The following is a 15,840-nucleotide window of genomic DNA, read 5'->3' on the forward strand; positions in this document are numbered from 1 at the left end:
CCTGACGTCCGCGTACCGGCCCGCTCTCATCGCCCTCACCTCCCTCCCATCACCCCGCCCGCCAGCCCGATCACGACCGGCAGCACACCGACCGCGATGAACGCGGGCAGGAAGCACAGGCCGACCGGCGCCGAGATCAGTACGCCCGCCCGGCGCGCCCGGACCGTCGCCGTACGGGCCCACTCCGCACGCGCGTCCGACGCCAGCCGGGCGACCGGGCCGGCCGCGGGCAACCCGGACTCGTCGGCCCGCCCCAGCAGCCGCGCCAGCGCACCGGCACCGGGCAGCGCGGCCAAGCTCCGCCAGGCGTCCGCCGGTTCACCACCGAGCCGGACCTCCGCCGCGCCCCGCGCCAATGCCTGCCCGACCGGTCCGCCAAGCGCCTCCCCCACCGCCTGGGCGGCGATCACCGGACCGGCACCGGCCGCGATACAGGCGGCCAGCAGATCGGCGGCGAGCGGAAGCTGGCGCGCGGCCCCGGCCGTATCGACCACCTCTTGTTGTCCGGCCACCACCTGACGGCCCTGCCACCGCCACAGCACAGCGCCCACGCCCAGCCCCAGCACCGCACCGACGACCCCGCCGACCAGCACCCAGACACCACACGCCGCGCCGGCCGTCGGCACCCATCGCCGCCGGACGATGTCCGGCATCGCCAACCGGGCGGTGCGATCAGGCACTTCGGAGCCCAGCAGCTCGGCCATCCGGCGCCGCGCCCGACGCCGCCGCCGCGTCAGCTCCAGCCGCCGGACACCCCAGCCGAGGACCAGCACCACGGCCACCGCCGTCCCCAGCCTGTGGATGACTTCCCCATTCATGCCGCACGCCCCTTCCCCGGCATCCGCTCATCGATCACTCGGTCATTTCGTCACTCGGTCATTTCGTCACTCGCTCATCCGGTTCGGTCATTCGGTTCGGTCATTCGGGCTGTTCGCCACATGCGCACGGCGCACCTCACACGGCCTCCGCCCCCCGCACGATCCGCATCGCCCACCACATCCCGGCCGTCTCGAACAGAGCGCCGGCCGCGAGGCAGCCGAGGCCTGCGCCGCTGTGCAGCAGCACACGCAGCGGGTCAGCGCCCATGGCCGAGCCGAGGAGCAGCCCGAGCGCGGGCAGTGCGGCGAGCAGCACCGCGGTGGCCCCGGCACCCGACAACTGGGCACGGACGTCGGACCGCTGATCCCGTTCGGCGCGCAAGGCCCCGTCCAGCCGGTCCAGACCGGTGGCGAGTCCGGCGCCCTGGTCCACGGCCACCCGCCAGCACGCGGCGAGTCCGAGCAGACCCTCCGCCCCCGGCTGCCGAGCAGCCACGGCGAGTGCGCCGGGCACGTCTCCGCCGAACCGCGCCGCCGCCACCACGGCGGCCTGTGCGTCGCCGAGTCCGCCAGAGTCCCGCGCGGCCCGCAACAGCGCCTCTCCCGGCTGCCGTCCCGCCCGCACCTCCCCGGCGAGCCCACCGCACAGGGCGATCACCGCGTCGGCCCGCCGCTCCCGGGTGTGCCGGGCCTGCCGGGCCAGCCGCATCCGGCGCAACAACGGCACCCCGGCGGCCCCCGCGACCACCGGAATCACCGAGGCGCCCAGCAGGGCGATCCCCAGACCGGCGACGAGCGCCCACCACTCGGCTCCCCATCGCCCGCGCTGCCGCCGCAGTTCCGCGCGGAACCGCTCCCGGACGGGCGGCCCCGTCGTCACCACCCCGCCGCCGGCCAGCAGCAGCCGTGCCCGCCGCATCCCGTAGTGCCGTCCGCCCAGCAGCCACACCAGCGCACCGAGACAGACCAGCGCGGCCCCCATCGACGCCTCACCGATCACTTCCGTCACTCCTCTCATCACTTCGTCACTGCTGCCATCACTGCCGTCACAACTCTCGTCACTGCCGGCCTCGACCGACCCGCCGAAGCTCATCGACCCGCCACCGAACCCCGAACGCACCGACCGGCCGGATCTCACTGACCCGCCGAACCTCGCCGACCCGCCACCGAGCCGCCGAACGAGCCGATCTGCCGAGCGAGCCGATCTGCCGAACGGCCCCGAACGCACCGCCTCGCCCGAGCGCACTCGCCCACCGATCCCCGTCGCCCGACCGAACGGCTCCCTCACACCACCCGTCCGCCGCTCCCCCCTCAGTCGTCCCCGAGCTCCCCCGCATCCCCCACCAGTTGCCGCAACCGCCCCCACCCCCGCTCCCGCACGAACGCCCGCTCGCCCCAGCGCAGGGCCGGTACCGTCCGCACCAGCCCGGTGGTGTCCCGTTCCAGCACGTGCACCTCGGCGATCCGGCGCCGCCCGGACCGGTCCCGTACGAGATGCACCACCACGGAGAGGGCCGCCGCCAGCTGGCTGTGAAGCGCGGCCCGGTCCAGCCCGGCGGCCGTGGCCAGCGCCTCCAGCCGGGCCGGCACATCCGCCGCCGCGTTCGCGTGGACCGTGCAACAGCCGCCCTCATGACCGGTGTTGAGGGCCGCGAGGAGATGCACGACCTCGGGGCCGCGCACCTCGCCGACGACCAGCCGGTCCGGCCGCATCCGCAGCGCCTGCCGTACCAGGTCCTCCAGGGTGACCAGGCCGGCGCCCTCCTGGTTGGCGGGCCGGGTCTCCAGCCGGACGACGTGCGGGTGATCCGGCCTCAGCTCGGCCGAGTCCTCGGCGAGCACGATCCGCTCGCCGGGTCCGACGAGCCCGAGCAGGGCGCTGAGCAGGGTCGTCTTGCCGCATCCGGTGCCGCCGCTGACGAGGAAGGACAGCCGGGCATCGAGCAGTGCCCTCAGGATCCGGTCGCCGCCGGGTGGCACCGTGCCGGCCTCGACGAGCTCTTCCAGGGTGAAGGCCCGGGGACGTACCACCCGCAGGGCGAGGCAGGTGCAGCCGACGGCGACCGGGGGCAGCACCGCGTGCAGCCGGGTGCCGTCGGGCAGCCGGGCGTCCGCCCAGGGCCGGGCGTCGTCCAGCCTGCGTCCGGCCACGGCGGCCAGCCGCTGCGCGAGACGTCGTACGGCAGCCGTGTCGGGGAAGGTCACCGGGGTCAACTCCAAGCCGCCGCCGCGGTCCACCCAGACCCGGTCCGGGGCGGAGACCAGGACGTCGGTGACGTCCGGGTCCGCGAGCAGGGGTTCCAGGGGGCCGGTGCCGACGAGTTCGGACCGCAGGTGCGCGGCCGCGCCGAGGACTTCCGCGTCGCCGAGCACCCGGCCCTGTTCGCGCAGTGCCTGGGCCACGCGCGCGGGGGTGGGTTCGGCTCCGCTCTCGGCGAGCCGGCGGCGGACACCGTCGAGCAGGGCCGCGCCGTCGGCCCGGTCGAGTCCGGGCAGCGTCATCGGATGCCTCCCGTCTCCACCAGCGCGCGCTCCCAGAAGTGCGTGCAGAAGCGGGCGAGCGGTCCGCGCCCGGTCGCGCCCGGCGGTTTCGCGCCGCCCCGCGGGCGCAGCAGCGCCGGTTCGACGGGCACCTCGCCGACCAGCGGCAGACCGAGCAGCCGGGCCACCTCGTGGTCGTCCAGACCGGGTGCGTACGGCCCGCGGACCGCGACCCGCAGGTCCCGCACGACCATGCCGACGGCCGAGGCGACGCGGCCGGCGGCTGCGACGGCCCGCAGCTCGGCCGGGACGACGAGCAAGGCCATGTCGAGCTGGGCGAGGGCCTCGGCGACCCCGTCGTCGAGGCGTCGGGGCAGGTCGACCACGACCGTGCCGCCGCGCCGCCGGGCGGCTGCCAGCACCGCGCGGACCGCGGGAGGCGGAATGGCGACGCAGTCGCCGCGGTCCCAACTGAGCACACGAAGGGAGTGCAGCTCGGGCAGTGACTCCTCCAGGGCACCGCCGCCGACCCGACCCCGGGAGGCGGCGAAGGCGGGCCAGCGCAGCCCCTCGGCGCTCTCGCCGCCGAGGAGTACGTCGAGTCCGCCGCCCAGCGGATCGGCGTCCACCAGGAGCGTGCGCAGTCCCTCGCGCGCGGAGGTGACGGCGAGCGCGCAGGCGAGCGTGGACGCGCCGGCCCCGCCCCGGCCGCCGATCACCCCGACGGTGAGGGCCGGGCGGCCGATGCCCTCGGCGACGTCGGCGATGCGGTCGACCAGCCACGGTTCGCCGTCGGGGAGCATCAGGACGTGGTCGGCGCCGATCTGGACGGCTCGTTTCCACACCCCCGGGTCGTCCTGGTCGCAGCCCACCAGCACCACTCCCGGCCGGCGCGTGGCGCCGCACATCCGGTGGGCGGCGTCGTCACCGACGAGTACGAGCGGGGCGGCCGCCCAGCCGTCCCCGGATTCCGGTACGCCGTGGTGGACCTCGGGTGTGGCGCCCGCCGCCGCGCACAGACGCAGGAGATCGTCCAGGAGAACGGCGTCCTCGGTGACGATGAGCGGCCGTCCGGGCCGGTCTGCGGGGCCGGGCGGCGGGTCATGGGTGACGGTTCCGGTCACGGGTGTTCCCCCTTCGCTGCGTGGGCCGCGCAGCCTCTGCGACCACGCGATTCCCAAAGGTGTGAAGAACCGGCAAGCGGCCTCCATATGAACGGCCGATAGGAACCGGCCATACGCATCGGACCGGCCATGAACGCGCCTCGGCCGGAGTGCGCTGGAATCACGGTGCAGTGATCCGCGAAATAATGTGGATCTTGGTTGATAACTGTGGACAACCCAGACCCTGTGAATATCTCCGTCACCCATACCGGTGACCCCCGTGCCGGCGCGTGTGCGATATCCACAGAGCAGTCTGATGATTACCCTGCGTCACCGATCATGGGCATGCCGAGAGCGCGGCCACGGCGGCGCCATGCCGGCCGTACGGCCGCGTGAGGAAGGAGGAGGAGCGAGAAAACCCATCCGGACATGCGACGACCCCCGCCGGGGGGGAGAGCGGGGGTCGTCCCCACGGCCGACTCGGGGGGGGAGGAGTCGGACCGGGTTAGCACGGTCGCGAACGATCCGTGACTTCCATGGTGTACCCGAGAGCCCTCTCAGGCAAACCCACGCGCCCCACCTTACGCCGAATGGTGGGCGCCTATGCTCAGGGACGTGGAAAACCACTCCTTGCCCCGCGCAGCGGCCTTCTTTGACCTGGACAAGACGGTCATTGCGAAGTCCAGCACCCTCACCTTCAGCAAGTCCTTCTACCAAGGCGGGCTGATCAACCGCAGGGCCGCGTTGCGTACCGCATATGCCCAGTTCGTCTTCCTGGCCGGCGGTCTGGACCACGACCAGATGGAGCGCATGCGCGAGTACCTCTCCGCGTTGTGCCGCGGCTGGAACGTCCAGCAGGTGCGGGAGATCGTCGCCGAGACCCTGCACGAGCTGATCGACCCGATCATCTACGACGAGGCCGCCTCCCTCATCGAGGAGCACCACGCGGCCGGCCGGGACGTGGTGATCGTGTCCACCTCGGGCGCCGAGGTGGTCGAGCCGATCGGGGAGCTGCTCGGCGCGGACCGAGTGGTCGCCACCCGCATGGTGGTCGGTGAGGACGGCTGTTTCACCGGAGAGGTGGAGTACTACGCGTACGGCCCCACGAAGGCCGAGGCCATCAGGGAACTGGCCGCGTCCGAGGGCTACGACCTCGACCGCTGCTACGCCTACAGCGACTCGGCGACCGACCTGCCGATGCTCCAGGCCGTCGGGCACCCGCACACCGTGAACCCGGACCGCGCGCTGCGCCGCGAGGCGTTCGCGCGCGGGTGGCCGATCCTGGAGTTCCGCCACCCCGTCCGCCTCAAGAAACGGCTGCCCGCGTTCTCCGTACCGACCCGCCCGGCGCTGGTCGCCGCGGCGGCCATAGGTGCGGCAGCGGCCACCGCCGGCCTCGTCTGGTACACGAACCGGCGCCGTGGCACCGCCTGAACCGGCGCCCGTTTCACCCTGTTTGAACCCGAAAGTAAAGAAGTGCAGGTAGGGGTTCCGGTTCCTCCCGGCCCGCGGTAAAAAGAACGTAGGCCCGCGAGACCAAAGGACATCCGAGAGGATCCCCTACCACTACGCATTGGCCCCACGGACCCAGCATGAACACCGGGCACCCACGCGACGTCGACCCGTCGATTACGGGCCAGCCGCACCAGGTGACGGGCAAAGATCCCGACCTGATGGGCGACACATCGAGGACGCTTGGTAACCCGGTGATCATGCCAGCGGCGGTACGAGCAACTCGTACCGCCGCAACCCTTGTCGGGAGGCCCCCGCCGTCCAGGGCTCCCGCCGTCCGAGGCGCCCCCGTCGCCCGTAGCCCGTCCAGCCGGGCTACCGCCGTCCGGCCTCCCTCAGGCGGCGCCGCGCTGAAGCGCCTCGCACACCGCCGTCGACTCGCGTACACCCAGTTCGACCGCCCGGCCGCAGTGGGCGATCCAGGCGGCCATGCCCTCGGGGGTGCCGGAGACGTACCCGTCCAGGGCGGCCAGGTAGGAGGCGCGGCCCAGCTCGGCGTGGCCCACCTCGGCGGGGCAGACCGCCTTCGGGTCCAGTCCGCTGCCGATCAGCACGATCCGCTCGGCCGCGCGCGCGACCAGGCCGTTGTGGGAGGTGAAGGGGCGCAGTGCGAGCAGTTCGCCGTGCACCACGGCGGCCGTGACCAGCGCGGGCGCGGAGCTGCCGGCGATGATCAGGTCGGCCAGCCCCTCCAGTCGGCCCGAGACCTCCTCGGCGTCCGGCAGCGGCAGCTCGACCAGCGGCTCGTCGACCGGCTCGCCGGCCAGACGCGGCCTGCCGACCTGATCCTCGGCGCTCGCCGCGGCCACCAGGTGGAGCCGGGCCAGCACCCGGAGGGGCGACTGGCGCCAGATGGACAGCAGCTGCCCCGCCTCCGCGGTGAGCCGCAGGGCCGCACCCATGACGCGGGCCTCGGCGTCGACGCCGAAGTCGGTACGGCGGCGCACCTCCTCCAGGGCCCAGTCCGCGCCGGACAGCGCCGCCGAGCCGCGGGCGCCGCGCAGCGCCGCCTCGGAGGTGATCTCGTTGCTGCGACGTCGCATGATCCGGTGCCCGTAGACCCGGTCCACGGCCTTGCGCACGGACTCAACGGACTCGGCCACACCGGGCAGCGAGCCCAGGGCCGCGAGCGGATCGGCGGTCGCGCCTGTCGTACTCATGAGTACGACACTACGCACCCCACCGACCCACCCCACGAAGGAGTGGTCTTCTTCACTGCCACGTGACACATACAGCTATCGCCCGACTACCCTTGGTGAACATGAAAATTGCTTTCGTCGGGAAGGGCGGCAGCGGCAAGACCACGCTCTCCTCCCTCTTCATCCGCCATCTCGTCGCCTCCGGCGCCCCGGTGGTCGCCATCGACGCGGACATCAACCAGCACCTCGGCCCCGCGCTCGGCCTCGGCGAGGAGGAGGCGGCGGCGCTGCCCGCCATGGGCGAACAGCTCTCGCTGATCAAGGACTACCTGCGCGGCACCAATCCGCGCATCGCCTCGGCCGCCACCATGATCAAGACCACCCCGCCCGGCGAGGGCTCGCGGCTGGTCGGGGTGCGCGAGCCCAACCCGGTCTACGACGCCTGCGCGCGCCCGGTGGAACTCGACGGCGGCGCCGCCCGTTTGATGGTCACGGGCCCCTTCACGGACGCCGACCTGGGGGTCGCCTGCTACCACTCCAAGACGGGAGCGGTGGAGCTGTTCCTGAACCACCTCGTCGACGGCCCCGACGAGTACGTCGTGGTCGACATGACGGCCGGTTCGGACTCCTTCGCCTCCGGCATGTTCACCCGCTTCGACATGACGTTCCTCGTCGCCGAGCCGACCCGGAAGGGGGTCTCCGTCTACCGCCAGTACAAGGAGTACGCCCGCGACTTCGGCGTCGCCCTCAAGGTCGTCGGCAACAAGATCCAGGACCCGGACGACCTCGACTTCCTGCGCGAAGAGGTCGGGGACGACCTGCTCGTGACGGTCGGACGCTCGGACTGGGTGCGCGCCATGGAGAAGGGCCGCCCGCCCCGGTTCGCCCTCCTGGAGGAGGCCAACGCCCGCGCCCTGGACCTGCTCAAGGCCACCGTCGACGCCACCTACGAGCAGCGCGACTGGGAGCGCTACACCCGCCAGATGGTGCACTTCCACCTGAAGAACGCCGAGTCCTGGGGCAACGAGCGCACCGGGGCCGACCTGGCGGCGCAGGTCGACCCCCACTTCGTGCTCGGCGAGAGCGTGGCGGCGCCGGTCTGACGTCTACGACTCGTCCGCCGGCGCCCCGGGTACGCCCTTGGGCGCCGGAGCCGGGTGGCCGGACAGGAAGGACGCCCAGCCCTGCCGGGGGGCCTCGCCCACCTTCAGGGTGCGCAGCTTCGCCAGGGTCGCCGTGTCCTGGGCGTCCAGCCAGTCGGCCAGCTGGTGGAAGGAGACACAGCGCACCTCGGGCTTGGTGCACACCGCCTTGACCACGTCCTCGACGGCGCGCATGTAGGTGCCGCCGTTCCAGGACTCGAAGTGGTTGCCGATGATCAGGGGCGCACGGTTGCCGTCGTAGGCGCGGTAGAAACCCTGGATGAGTCCGTCGCGCATCTGGGCGCCCCAGTAGTCGAACTTGTCGGGGTCGCCCTGGGTCTTGGTGCCGGACTGGTTGACCATGAAGTTGTAGTCCATGGTCAGCTGCTCATAGGTGTGGCCGGGGAAGGGCACCAGCTGCATCGACAGGTCCCACAGGCCCTCCTTCTTCTTGGGCCAGACCTGGTTGTCGACTCCGCTGGAGTCGTAGCGGAAGCCCAGCTGGCGGGCGGCCTTGATGAAGTTCTTCCGGCCTTCCAGGCAGGGGGTGCGGGCGCCGATCAGCTCCTTGTCGTAGTCGAAGGGCAGCGGAGCCGCCCGCTTCATGCCGGTGTTGGTCCGCCAGGACTTCACGAAGTTCTTGGCCTGGGCGATCTCGCTCTTCCACTCCTCCACCGACCAGGTGCCGACCCCGCCGTCGGGCCCGCAGAAGTGGCCGTTGAAGTGGGTGCCGATCTCGTTGCCCTCCAGCCAGGCCAGTCGTACCTGCTTGAGGGTGTCGGTGATGCCCTGTTCGTCGTTGAAGCCGATGTCGGAGCGGCCCGGCGAGTGCTGCGGGGGCTTGTACAGGTCGCGCTTCTCCTCCGGCAGGAGGTACACGCCGCTGAGGAAGTACGTCATGGTCGCGTTGTTCTCCTTGGCGACCTTGCGGAAGTGCGAGAACAGCTTCTGGCTGTCCTCGCCCGCGCCGTCCCAGGAGAACACGACGAACTGCGGGGGCTTCTGACCGGGGCTCAGCCGCTCGGGCCGGGGCAGATGCGGCTGGGATCCGGTGTAGGCGGTGGAACCGTCGCCGATCAGCCGGAGCACGCTGCCCGGCGCCGGTGCCCCCTGCACCGGTCCGGGCGCCCCTTCCTTGGTGCCGCTGGAGTCGGTCGCGCAACCGGCGAACGACGCCGCACAGGCCGCGGCGACCATGGCGCCGACGGCGATCCTCTGGGTGGCGGCCATGTTCCGCCCACCTTCTTCCTTCTCTCAGGCACACGCTGACGAGGGCCGTTTTCAGGTGATGCGCCGGGTTCGCACCGGCAGCGCCGCCAAGGTCGCACGGGACCGAGAAGGAATTAGTACGACAAGCCGATGAAATGCCCACTTCACTCAAGTGGGCGATCTTTCACTCCTTTTGCCCCAAAAAACTATGCTTTGGCTTTACTTGGCATTACGGTTCTTTTACCGAACGTTGATCCATCCCGCCGCTGTACGCCGTGACCCACGGCCGCGACCGAGCCCGCCCATCGCCGCGGCTCCCACCCAGTCCGCGACCGCGCCGCCCCGGAGGAGACGGGAACATGTCCGCCTGCGCACCCCCTCACGCCCAGCACCCCCACCCGCCGCACGACCCCGCACCGACCCGCCGCCGCTTCCCCGTCGCGGGCGCCGATCTGTCCGCCGCCGTGGCGGTCTTCCTGATCGCCCTGCCGCTCTCCCTCGGCATCGCCCTGGCCACCGGCGCCCCGCTCCAGGCGGGACTCGTCGCCGCCGCGGTCGGCGGAATCGTCGTCGGGCGGCTGGGCGGCTGCCCCCTCCAGGTCAGCGGGCCGGCCGCCGGACTCACCGTGGTGACCGCGGACCTGATCCACCGTTACGGCTGGCGGGTCACCTGCGGCATCACCGTCCTCGCCGGGCTCGCCCAACTCGGCCTCGGCTGCCTGCGGGTGGCGCGCGGCGCGCTCGCGGTCAGCCCGGCCGTGGTGCACGGCATGCTCGCCGGCATCGGGATCACCATCGCCGTCGCCCAACTGCACATCGTCCTCGGGGGCAGCCCGGACAGCTCCGTCCTCGCCAACCTGCGGGCTCTGCCCGCCCAGTTGGCCGACCTGCACCCGGCCGCCGTGTCGATGAGCGCGCTGACCCTGGCCCTGCTGCTGGCCTGGCCCCGCCTGCCCGGCCGCGCCGGCCGGCTGCTGCGCAGGGTGCCGGCCGCCCTCGTCGCCGTCACCGGAGCCGCCGCGACCGCCGCCCTCACCGGCCTGAGCCTCCCCCGGGTCGAGCTGCCGTCCTGGCACAGCCACGCCCTGGCCGGACTGCCCGAGGGCCCGGCGCTCGGCCTGGTGGCCGCGGTGCTCACCACCACCCTGGTGTGCAGCGTGCAGTCGCTGCTCGGCGCGGTGGCCGTGGACAAGCTGGTCGCCGCCCGCACCGGCCCGCAGTCCCGCATCGGCCGCTCGGATCTGGACCGCGAGCTGCTCGGCCAGGGCGCCGCCAACATCGTCTCCGGAGCCCTCGGCGGCCTGCCGATCGCGGGCGTGGCGGTGCGCAGTACCGCGAATGTGAATTCAGGTGCCGTCAGCCGGAACTCCACGATGGTGCACGGCGTTCTCGTAGTAGTCGCCGCGCTGCTGATGGTCCCGGTCCTGGAGGAGATCCCGCTCGCCTCCCTCGCCGCCCTGGTGATGGCCGTCGGCATCCAGATGGTGTCCCTGCACCACATCCGCACGGTGACGCGCCACCGCGAAGTGCCGGTCTACGCCGCGACCACACTCGGCGTGGTGGCCCTCGGCGTCCTCCAGGGCGTGTTCCTCGGGGTCGCCGTGGCGGTCGCCGTCGCCCTGCACCGCCTCGCCCGCACCCGTATCACCCACCACGAGCAGGAAGGAGTCCATCACGTACGCGTCCGAGGTCAGCTGACCTTCCTCGCGGTGCCCCGGCTCAGCAGAACCCTGCATCTCGTCCCCCAGGGCGCCCACGCCATCGTGGAGTTGGACGGTTCGTTCATGGACCACGCGGCGTACGAGTCACTGCAGGACTGGCGCAGCTCCCACACCGCGCGGGGAGGCACGGCCGAGCTGGCCGGCCGGCGCGACGGAATCCGGACCGCCGAGCAGGCCCCGGCCACCGAGTGCCGGTGCCGCCCCTGGACCCCCTGGCGCAACCACCAGGCATGCTTCGCCGCGGCCCCCGCCGCCCGGGCAGGGCAGGGGGCCGGCCGGGAACTGGCCCGTGGCATCAGCTCGTTCCAGCGGAACACCGCGCCCCTGGTGCGGGAGGAGCTGGCGCGGCTCGCCCGGGAAGGCCAGCGGCCCTCCCAGCTCTTCCTGACCTGCGCCGACTCCCGGCTCGTCACGTCCATGATCACTGCCAGTGGTCCCGGCGACCTGTTCGTCGTGCGCAACGTCGGCAACCTGGTGCCGCCGCCGGGCGAGGAGCACGGCGACGACTCGGTGGCCGCCGCCATCGAGTACGCGGTGGACGTGCTCGGGGTGCGCTCCATCACGGTGTGCGGGCACTCCGGGTGCGGGGCGATGCAGGCGCTGCTGACCACGGGGGGCGGTCAGGGGGACACCCCGCTCCAGCGGTGGCTGCGGCACGGGCTGCCGAGCCTGGCGCGGACGGCCGGCGATCACCCCGAGCGGCCCCGGCTGGCCGGGCGGGAGCCGGCGGACACGGTGGAGCTGCTGTGCCTGACCAACGTGGTCCAGCAACTGGCGCACCTGAGGGCGCACGGACCGGTGGCCCGGGCGCTGGCCGAGGGGACACTGGAGCTGCACGGCATGTATTTCCACGTTGGCGAGGCCCAGGCGTATCTGCTCGCGGGGACGGAGGAGGGAGCGGTGTTCGAGGACGTCGCGGGAGGCATCGGGGGAGGTGAGGAGGCACACGAAGGGGTAGGGGTCACGAGTCGCGGATAGGTCTAAACCAATTTCTCCGTCGACCCTTGTCATCGGACCCCCGTGTCTGATGAGCTGTGGCCTGGGACACAACGGACACCCTTCGAAAGGGAGATGTCGTGAGCAACGAGAGCCTGGCCAACCTGCTCAAGGAAGAACGCAGGTTCGCGCCGCCCGCCGACCTGGCAGCGCACGCCAACGTCACCGCGGAGGCGTATGAACAGGCCAAGGCTGACAGGCTCGGCTTCTGGGCCGAGCAGGCCCGCCGGCTGACCTGGGCCAAGGAACCGACCGATACGCTGGACTGGTCGAACCCGCCGTTCGCGAAGTGGTTCAAGGACGGCGAGCTGAACGTCGCCTACAACTGCGTGGACCGGCATGTGGAGGCCGGGCACGGGGACCGCGTCGCCATCCACTTCGAGGGTGAGCCCGGCGACAGCCGGGCGATCACCTACGCGGAGCTGAAGGACGAGGTCTCCAAGGCCGCCAACGCCCTGCTGGAGCTGGGCGTGCGCAAGGGCGACCGCGTCGCCATCTACATGCCCATGATCCCGGAGACCGCGATCGCGATGCTGGCCTCGGCCCGGATCGGCGCCGCGCACTCGGTCGTCTTCGGCGGCTTCTCGGCGGACGCGCTCGCGACCCGGATCCAGGACGCGGACGCCAAGGTGATCATCACCGCCGACGGCGGCTACCGGCGCGGCAAGCCCTCCGCGCTCAAGCCGGCGGTGGACGAGGCGATCGGCAAGGTGGACAACGTCGAGCACGTGCTCGTGGTCCGCCGCACCGGCCAAGAGGTGGCCTGGACCGAGGGCCGGGACGTGTGGTGGGACGACATCGTCGCCCGCCAGTCGGCCGAGCACACCCCGGAGGCGTTCGAGGCCGAGCACCCGCTGTTCATCCTCTACACCTCCGGCACCACGGGGAAGCCGAAGGGCATCCTGCACACCTCCGGCGGCTACCTCACCCAGACGGCCTACACCCACTGGGCGGTCTTCGACCTCAAGCCGGAGACGGACGTGTACTGGTGCACGGCCGACGTCGGCTGGGTGACCGGGCACTCGTACATCGTGTACGGCCCGCTGGCCAACGGCGCGACGCAGGTGATGTACGAGGGCACGCCGGACACCCCGCACCAGGGCCGCTTCTGGGAGATCGTGCAGAAGTACAAGGTCACGATCCTCTACACGGCGCCGACCGCGATCCGGACGTTCATGAAATGGGGCGACGACATCCCCGCCAAGTTCGACCTGTCGTCCCTGCGCGTCCTCGGCTCGGTGGGCGAGCCCATCAACCCCGAGGCGTGGGTCTGGTACCGCAAGCACATCGGCGCCGACAGGACGCCGGTCGTGGACACCTGGTGGCAGACCGAGACCGGCGCCATGATGATCTCGCCGCTGCCCGGCGTCACCGAGGCCAAGCCGGGTTCGGCGCAGCGTCCGCTGCCCGGCATCAGCGCCACGGTCGTCGACGACGAGGCGAACGAGGTGCCGAACGGCGGCGGCGGTTATCTGGTGCTGACCGAGCCGTGGCCGTCGATGCTGCGCACCATCTGGGGCGACGACCAGCGGTTCATCGACACCTACTGGTCCCGCTTCGAGGGCAGGTACTTCGCCGGTGACGGCGCGAAGAAGGACGACGACGGGGACATCTGGCTGCTGGGCCGGGTGGACGACGTGATGCTCGTCTCCGGGCACAACATCTCCACCACCGAGGTGGAGTCGGCACTCGTCTCGCACCCGTCGGTCGCCGAGGCCGCCGTCGTCGGCGCCGCCGACGAGACCACCGGCCAGGCCATCGTCGCGTTCGTCATCCTGCGTGGCACGGCCTCGGAGAACGAGGCGCTCCTCGGAGAGCTGCGCGACCACGTCGGCGCCACGCTGGGCCCGATCGCCAAGCCCAAGCGGATCCTGCCGGTGGCGGAGCTGCCGAAGACCCGCTCCGGCAAGATCATGCGCCGCCTGCTGCGGGACGTCGCCGAGAACCGCCAGCTCGGCGACGTGACCACGCTGACGGACTCCACGGTCATGGACCTCATCCAGGCCAAGCTGCCCGCGTCGCCCAGCGAGGACTGAGCGGAACGGGAGGACTGAGCGGCACCCCGAGGGGCACCCGGTCGGCGAACGTGCCGGGTGCCCCTCGGGCGTTCACGGTGAAGATCACCGGGCCCGGGCGCGACACTTTAGGTAAAGTAAACAAAGTGCCGTACGAAGCGGTACGCCAGGTGCGCCGGGAAGTCTGGTCGGCATGTGAGTTCCGCCTGCCCCGGAGGTCTCCCGTGACCGCACCCCGCCCCCGCACCGCCCCCCGCAAGGTTCTCGGCCGCCTGTCGCTGCCCGAGCGCTCCTTCGTCGCGGACGCGCTGCGCACCGAGACCGTCGGCGGGGCGCTGCTGCTCCTCGCCGCCGTGGCCGCGCTGGTCTGGGCGAACGTCCCCGGCATCCACCACGCGTACGAGACGGTCAGCGACTTCCACGCCGGCCCCGAAGCCCTCGGCCTGAACCTCTCCGTCGCCCACTGGGCCGCCGACGGCCTGCTCGCCGTGTTCTTCTTCGTCGCCGGCATCGAGCTCAAGCGCGAGCTGGTCGCCGGCGACCTGCGCGACCGCAGGGCGGCGGTGCTGCCCGTGGCGGCGGCGCTGTGCGGGATGGCCGTACCGGCACTCGTGTACACCCTGACCAACGTCGCCGGACACGGCTCCACGCAGGGCTGGGCGGTGCCCACCGCCACGGACATCGCCTTCGCGCTCGCCGTCCTCGCGGTCATCGGCACCTCACTGCCCAGCGCCCTGCGCGCCTTCCTGCTCACCCTCGCGGTCGTCGACGACCTCTTCGCCATCCTGATCATCGCGGTCTTCTTCACCGACCGGCTGAACTTCGCCGCCCTCGGCGGGGCCGCCGCCGGCCTGGCGCTCTTCTGGCTGCTGCTGCGCAAGGGCGTACGCGGCTGGTACGTGTACGTGCCGCTCGGGGTCGTCGTCTGGGCGCTGATGTACAACAGCGGCGTGCACGCCACCATCGCCGGCGTGGCGATGGGCCTGATGCTGCGCTGCACCACGCGTGAGGGTGAGGAGTGCTCACCGGCCGAGCGCATCGAGCATCTGGTGCGCCCCCTGTCCGCCGGGCTCGCCGTACCGCTGTTCGCGCTGTTCAGTGCCGGTGTGTCGATATCCGGCGGGGCGCTCGCGGACGTGTTCACGCGGCCCGAGACGCTCGGCGTGGTGCTCGGCCTGGTCGTGGGCAAGACGGTCGGCATCTTCGGCGGCACCTGGCTGACGGTCCGCTTCACCCGTGCGCAGCTCGGCGAGGACCTGGCGTGGGCCGACGTCTTCGCCGTGGCGACGCTCGCCGGGATCGGGTTCACGGTCTCGCTGCTCATCGGCGAGCTGGCCTTCGAGGGCGACGCCGTACTGACCGACGAGGTGAAGGCGGCCGTCCTCACCGGGTCGCTGATCGCGGCGGCGTGCGCGACCGTGCTGCTGAGGGTGCGCAACGCCAAGTACCGCCGGCTGTGCGAGGAGGAGGAGCGCGACGAGGACCTCGACGGCATCCCGGACGTCTACGAGCAGGACGACCCGGCGTACCACCTCCGGATGGCCGAGATCCACGAGCGCAAGGCGGCCGAGCACCGCCGGCTGGCCGCCGAGGCGCGCCACGGGCTTCAGGAAGTGCCGGGCGGGGCAGGCGAGGAGGACGGCCGTCCGGCATGATCTGACGAGACGGTACAAATCAAGACGGCACGCACGAGCCGGCGGCACG

At 72.0% G+C, this 15,840-nt stretch carries 11 protein-coding genes; 5 read left to right on the top strand and 6 right to left on the bottom strand.

Going from position 1 to position 15,840, the window contains the following annotated elements; translation table 11 throughout:
* Positions 1–35: 35 nt before the first annotated feature.
* The 4 genes from C3492_RS26185 to ssd form a co-directional block, all read right to left on the bottom strand.
* Positions 36–818 carry a type II secretion system F family protein gene (locus C3492_RS26185; RefSeq protein ID WP_181140557.1) on the bottom strand — a complete coding sequence of 261 codons (783 nt, stop codon included), beginning with the start codon at positions 816–818 and terminating at the stop codon, positions 36–38.
* Positions 819–954: 136 nt separating this feature from the next.
* The gene (locus tag C3492_RS26190; protein ID WP_181140558.1) at positions 955–1,836 is read right to left on the bottom strand and encodes a type II secretion system F family protein; all 882 of its coding nucleotides are present in this window, start codon (positions 1,834–1,836) and stop codon (positions 955–957) included.
* Between the two features lie 293 nt (positions 1,837–2,129).
* The gene (locus tag C3492_RS26195; protein ID WP_103814635.1) at positions 2,130–3,320 is read right to left on the bottom strand and encodes a TadA family conjugal transfer-associated ATPase; all 1,191 of its coding nucleotides are present in this window, start codon (positions 3,318–3,320) and stop codon (positions 2,130–2,132) included.
* On the bottom strand, positions 3,317–4,423 hold the full coding sequence (ssd, locus tag C3492_RS26200; RefSeq protein WP_103814637.1) for a septum site-determining protein Ssd: 1,107 nt from the start codon (positions 4,421–4,423) through the stop codon (positions 3,317–3,319). Before ssd ends, C3492_RS26195 begins: the two co-directional genes overlap by 4 nt.
* A gap of 582 nt (positions 4,424–5,005) precedes the next feature.
* On the opposite strand from ssd, the gene C3492_RS26205 reads away from it, so the two are divergent.
* A complete protein-coding gene (locus tag C3492_RS26205; RefSeq protein WP_103814639.1) occupies positions 5,006–5,836 on the top strand; it encodes an HAD family phosphatase in 831 nt (276 codons plus the stop codon).
* A gap of 413 nt (positions 5,837–6,249) precedes the next feature.
* Here the strand turns inward: C3492_RS26205 and C3492_RS26210 are convergent, their stop codons facing one another.
* Positions 6,250–7,074 carry a Fic family protein gene (locus C3492_RS26210; protein ID WP_103814640.1) on the bottom strand — a complete coding sequence of 275 codons (825 nt, stop codon included), beginning with the start codon at positions 7,072–7,074 and terminating at the stop codon, positions 6,250–6,252.
* A 101-nt stretch (positions 7,075–7,175) separates the two neighbouring features.
* Here C3492_RS26210 and C3492_RS26215 point away from each other — a divergent pair, with 101 nt between their 5' ends.
* A complete protein-coding gene (locus C3492_RS26215) occupies positions 7,176–8,156 on the top strand; it encodes an ATP-binding protein (RefSeq protein ID WP_181140559.1) in 981 nt (326 codons plus the stop codon).
* A gap of 3 nt (positions 8,157–8,159) precedes the next feature.
* Here the strand turns inward: C3492_RS26215 and C3492_RS26220 are convergent, their stop codons facing one another.
* Positions 8,160–9,425, bottom strand: coding sequence for a hypothetical protein (locus tag C3492_RS26220; protein WP_103814642.1), 1,266 nt, complete (start codon positions 9,423–9,425; stop codon positions 8,160–8,162).
* A gap of 338 nt (positions 9,426–9,763) precedes the next feature.
* Between C3492_RS26220 and C3492_RS26225 the strand changes: the two genes are divergently transcribed.
* From C3492_RS26225 to nhaA, 3 genes are all read left to right on the top strand, one after another.
* Positions 9,764–12,103, top strand: coding sequence for a SulP family inorganic anion transporter (locus C3492_RS26225; RefSeq protein ID WP_103814644.1), 2,340 nt, complete (start codon positions 9,764–9,766; stop codon positions 12,101–12,103).
* 98 nt (positions 12,104–12,201) lie between these two features.
* Entirely contained in the window at positions 12,202–14,157 is a 1,956-nt protein-coding gene (acs, locus tag C3492_RS26230; RefSeq protein WP_103814645.1) for an acetate--CoA ligase, read from the top strand.
* A gap of 203 nt (positions 14,158–14,360) precedes the next feature.
* Positions 14,361–15,791: a Na+/H+ antiporter NhaA gene (nhaA, locus tag C3492_RS26235; RefSeq protein ID WP_103814647.1), complete on the top strand. Its 1,431-nt coding sequence runs from the start codon at positions 14,361–14,363 to the stop codon at positions 15,789–15,791.
* Positions 15,792–15,840: the final 49 nt, after the last annotated feature.

This window comes from Streptomyces sp. Ru62, from assembly GCF_002920615.1.
Classification (GTDB): domain Bacteria; phylum Actinomycetota; class Actinomycetes; order Streptomycetales; family Streptomycetaceae; genus Streptomyces.

Coding starts and splice junctions, on each gene's coding strand:
- C3492_RS26185 (WP_181140557.1), bottom strand. CDS start 818: ATGAATGGGGAAGTCATCCACAGGCTGGGGACGGCGGTGGCCGTGGTG.
- C3492_RS26190 (WP_181140558.1), bottom strand. CDS start 1,836: ATGAGAGGAGTGACGGAAGTGATCGGTGAGGCGTCGATGGGGGCCGCG.
- C3492_RS26195 (WP_103814635.1), bottom strand. CDS start 3,320: ATGACGCTGCCCGGACTCGACCGGGCCGACGGCGCGGCCCTGCTCGAC.
- C3492_RS26205 (WP_103814639.1), top strand. CDS start 5,006: ATGCTCAGGGACGTGGAAAACCACTCCTTGCCCCGCGCAGCGGCCTTC.
- C3492_RS26210 (WP_103814640.1), bottom strand. CDS start 7,074: ATGAGTACGACAGGCGCGACCGCCGATCCGCTCGCGGCCCTGGGCTCG.
- C3492_RS26215 (WP_181140559.1), top strand. CDS start 7,176: ATGAAAATTGCTTTCGTCGGGAAGGGCGGCAGCGGCAAGACCACGCTC.
- C3492_RS26220 (WP_103814642.1), bottom strand. CDS start 9,425: ATGGCCGCCACCCAGAGGATCGCCGTCGGCGCCATGGTCGCCGCGGCC.
- C3492_RS26225 (WP_103814644.1), top strand. CDS start 9,764: ATGTCCGCCTGCGCACCCCCTCACGCCCAGCACCCCCACCCGCCGCAC.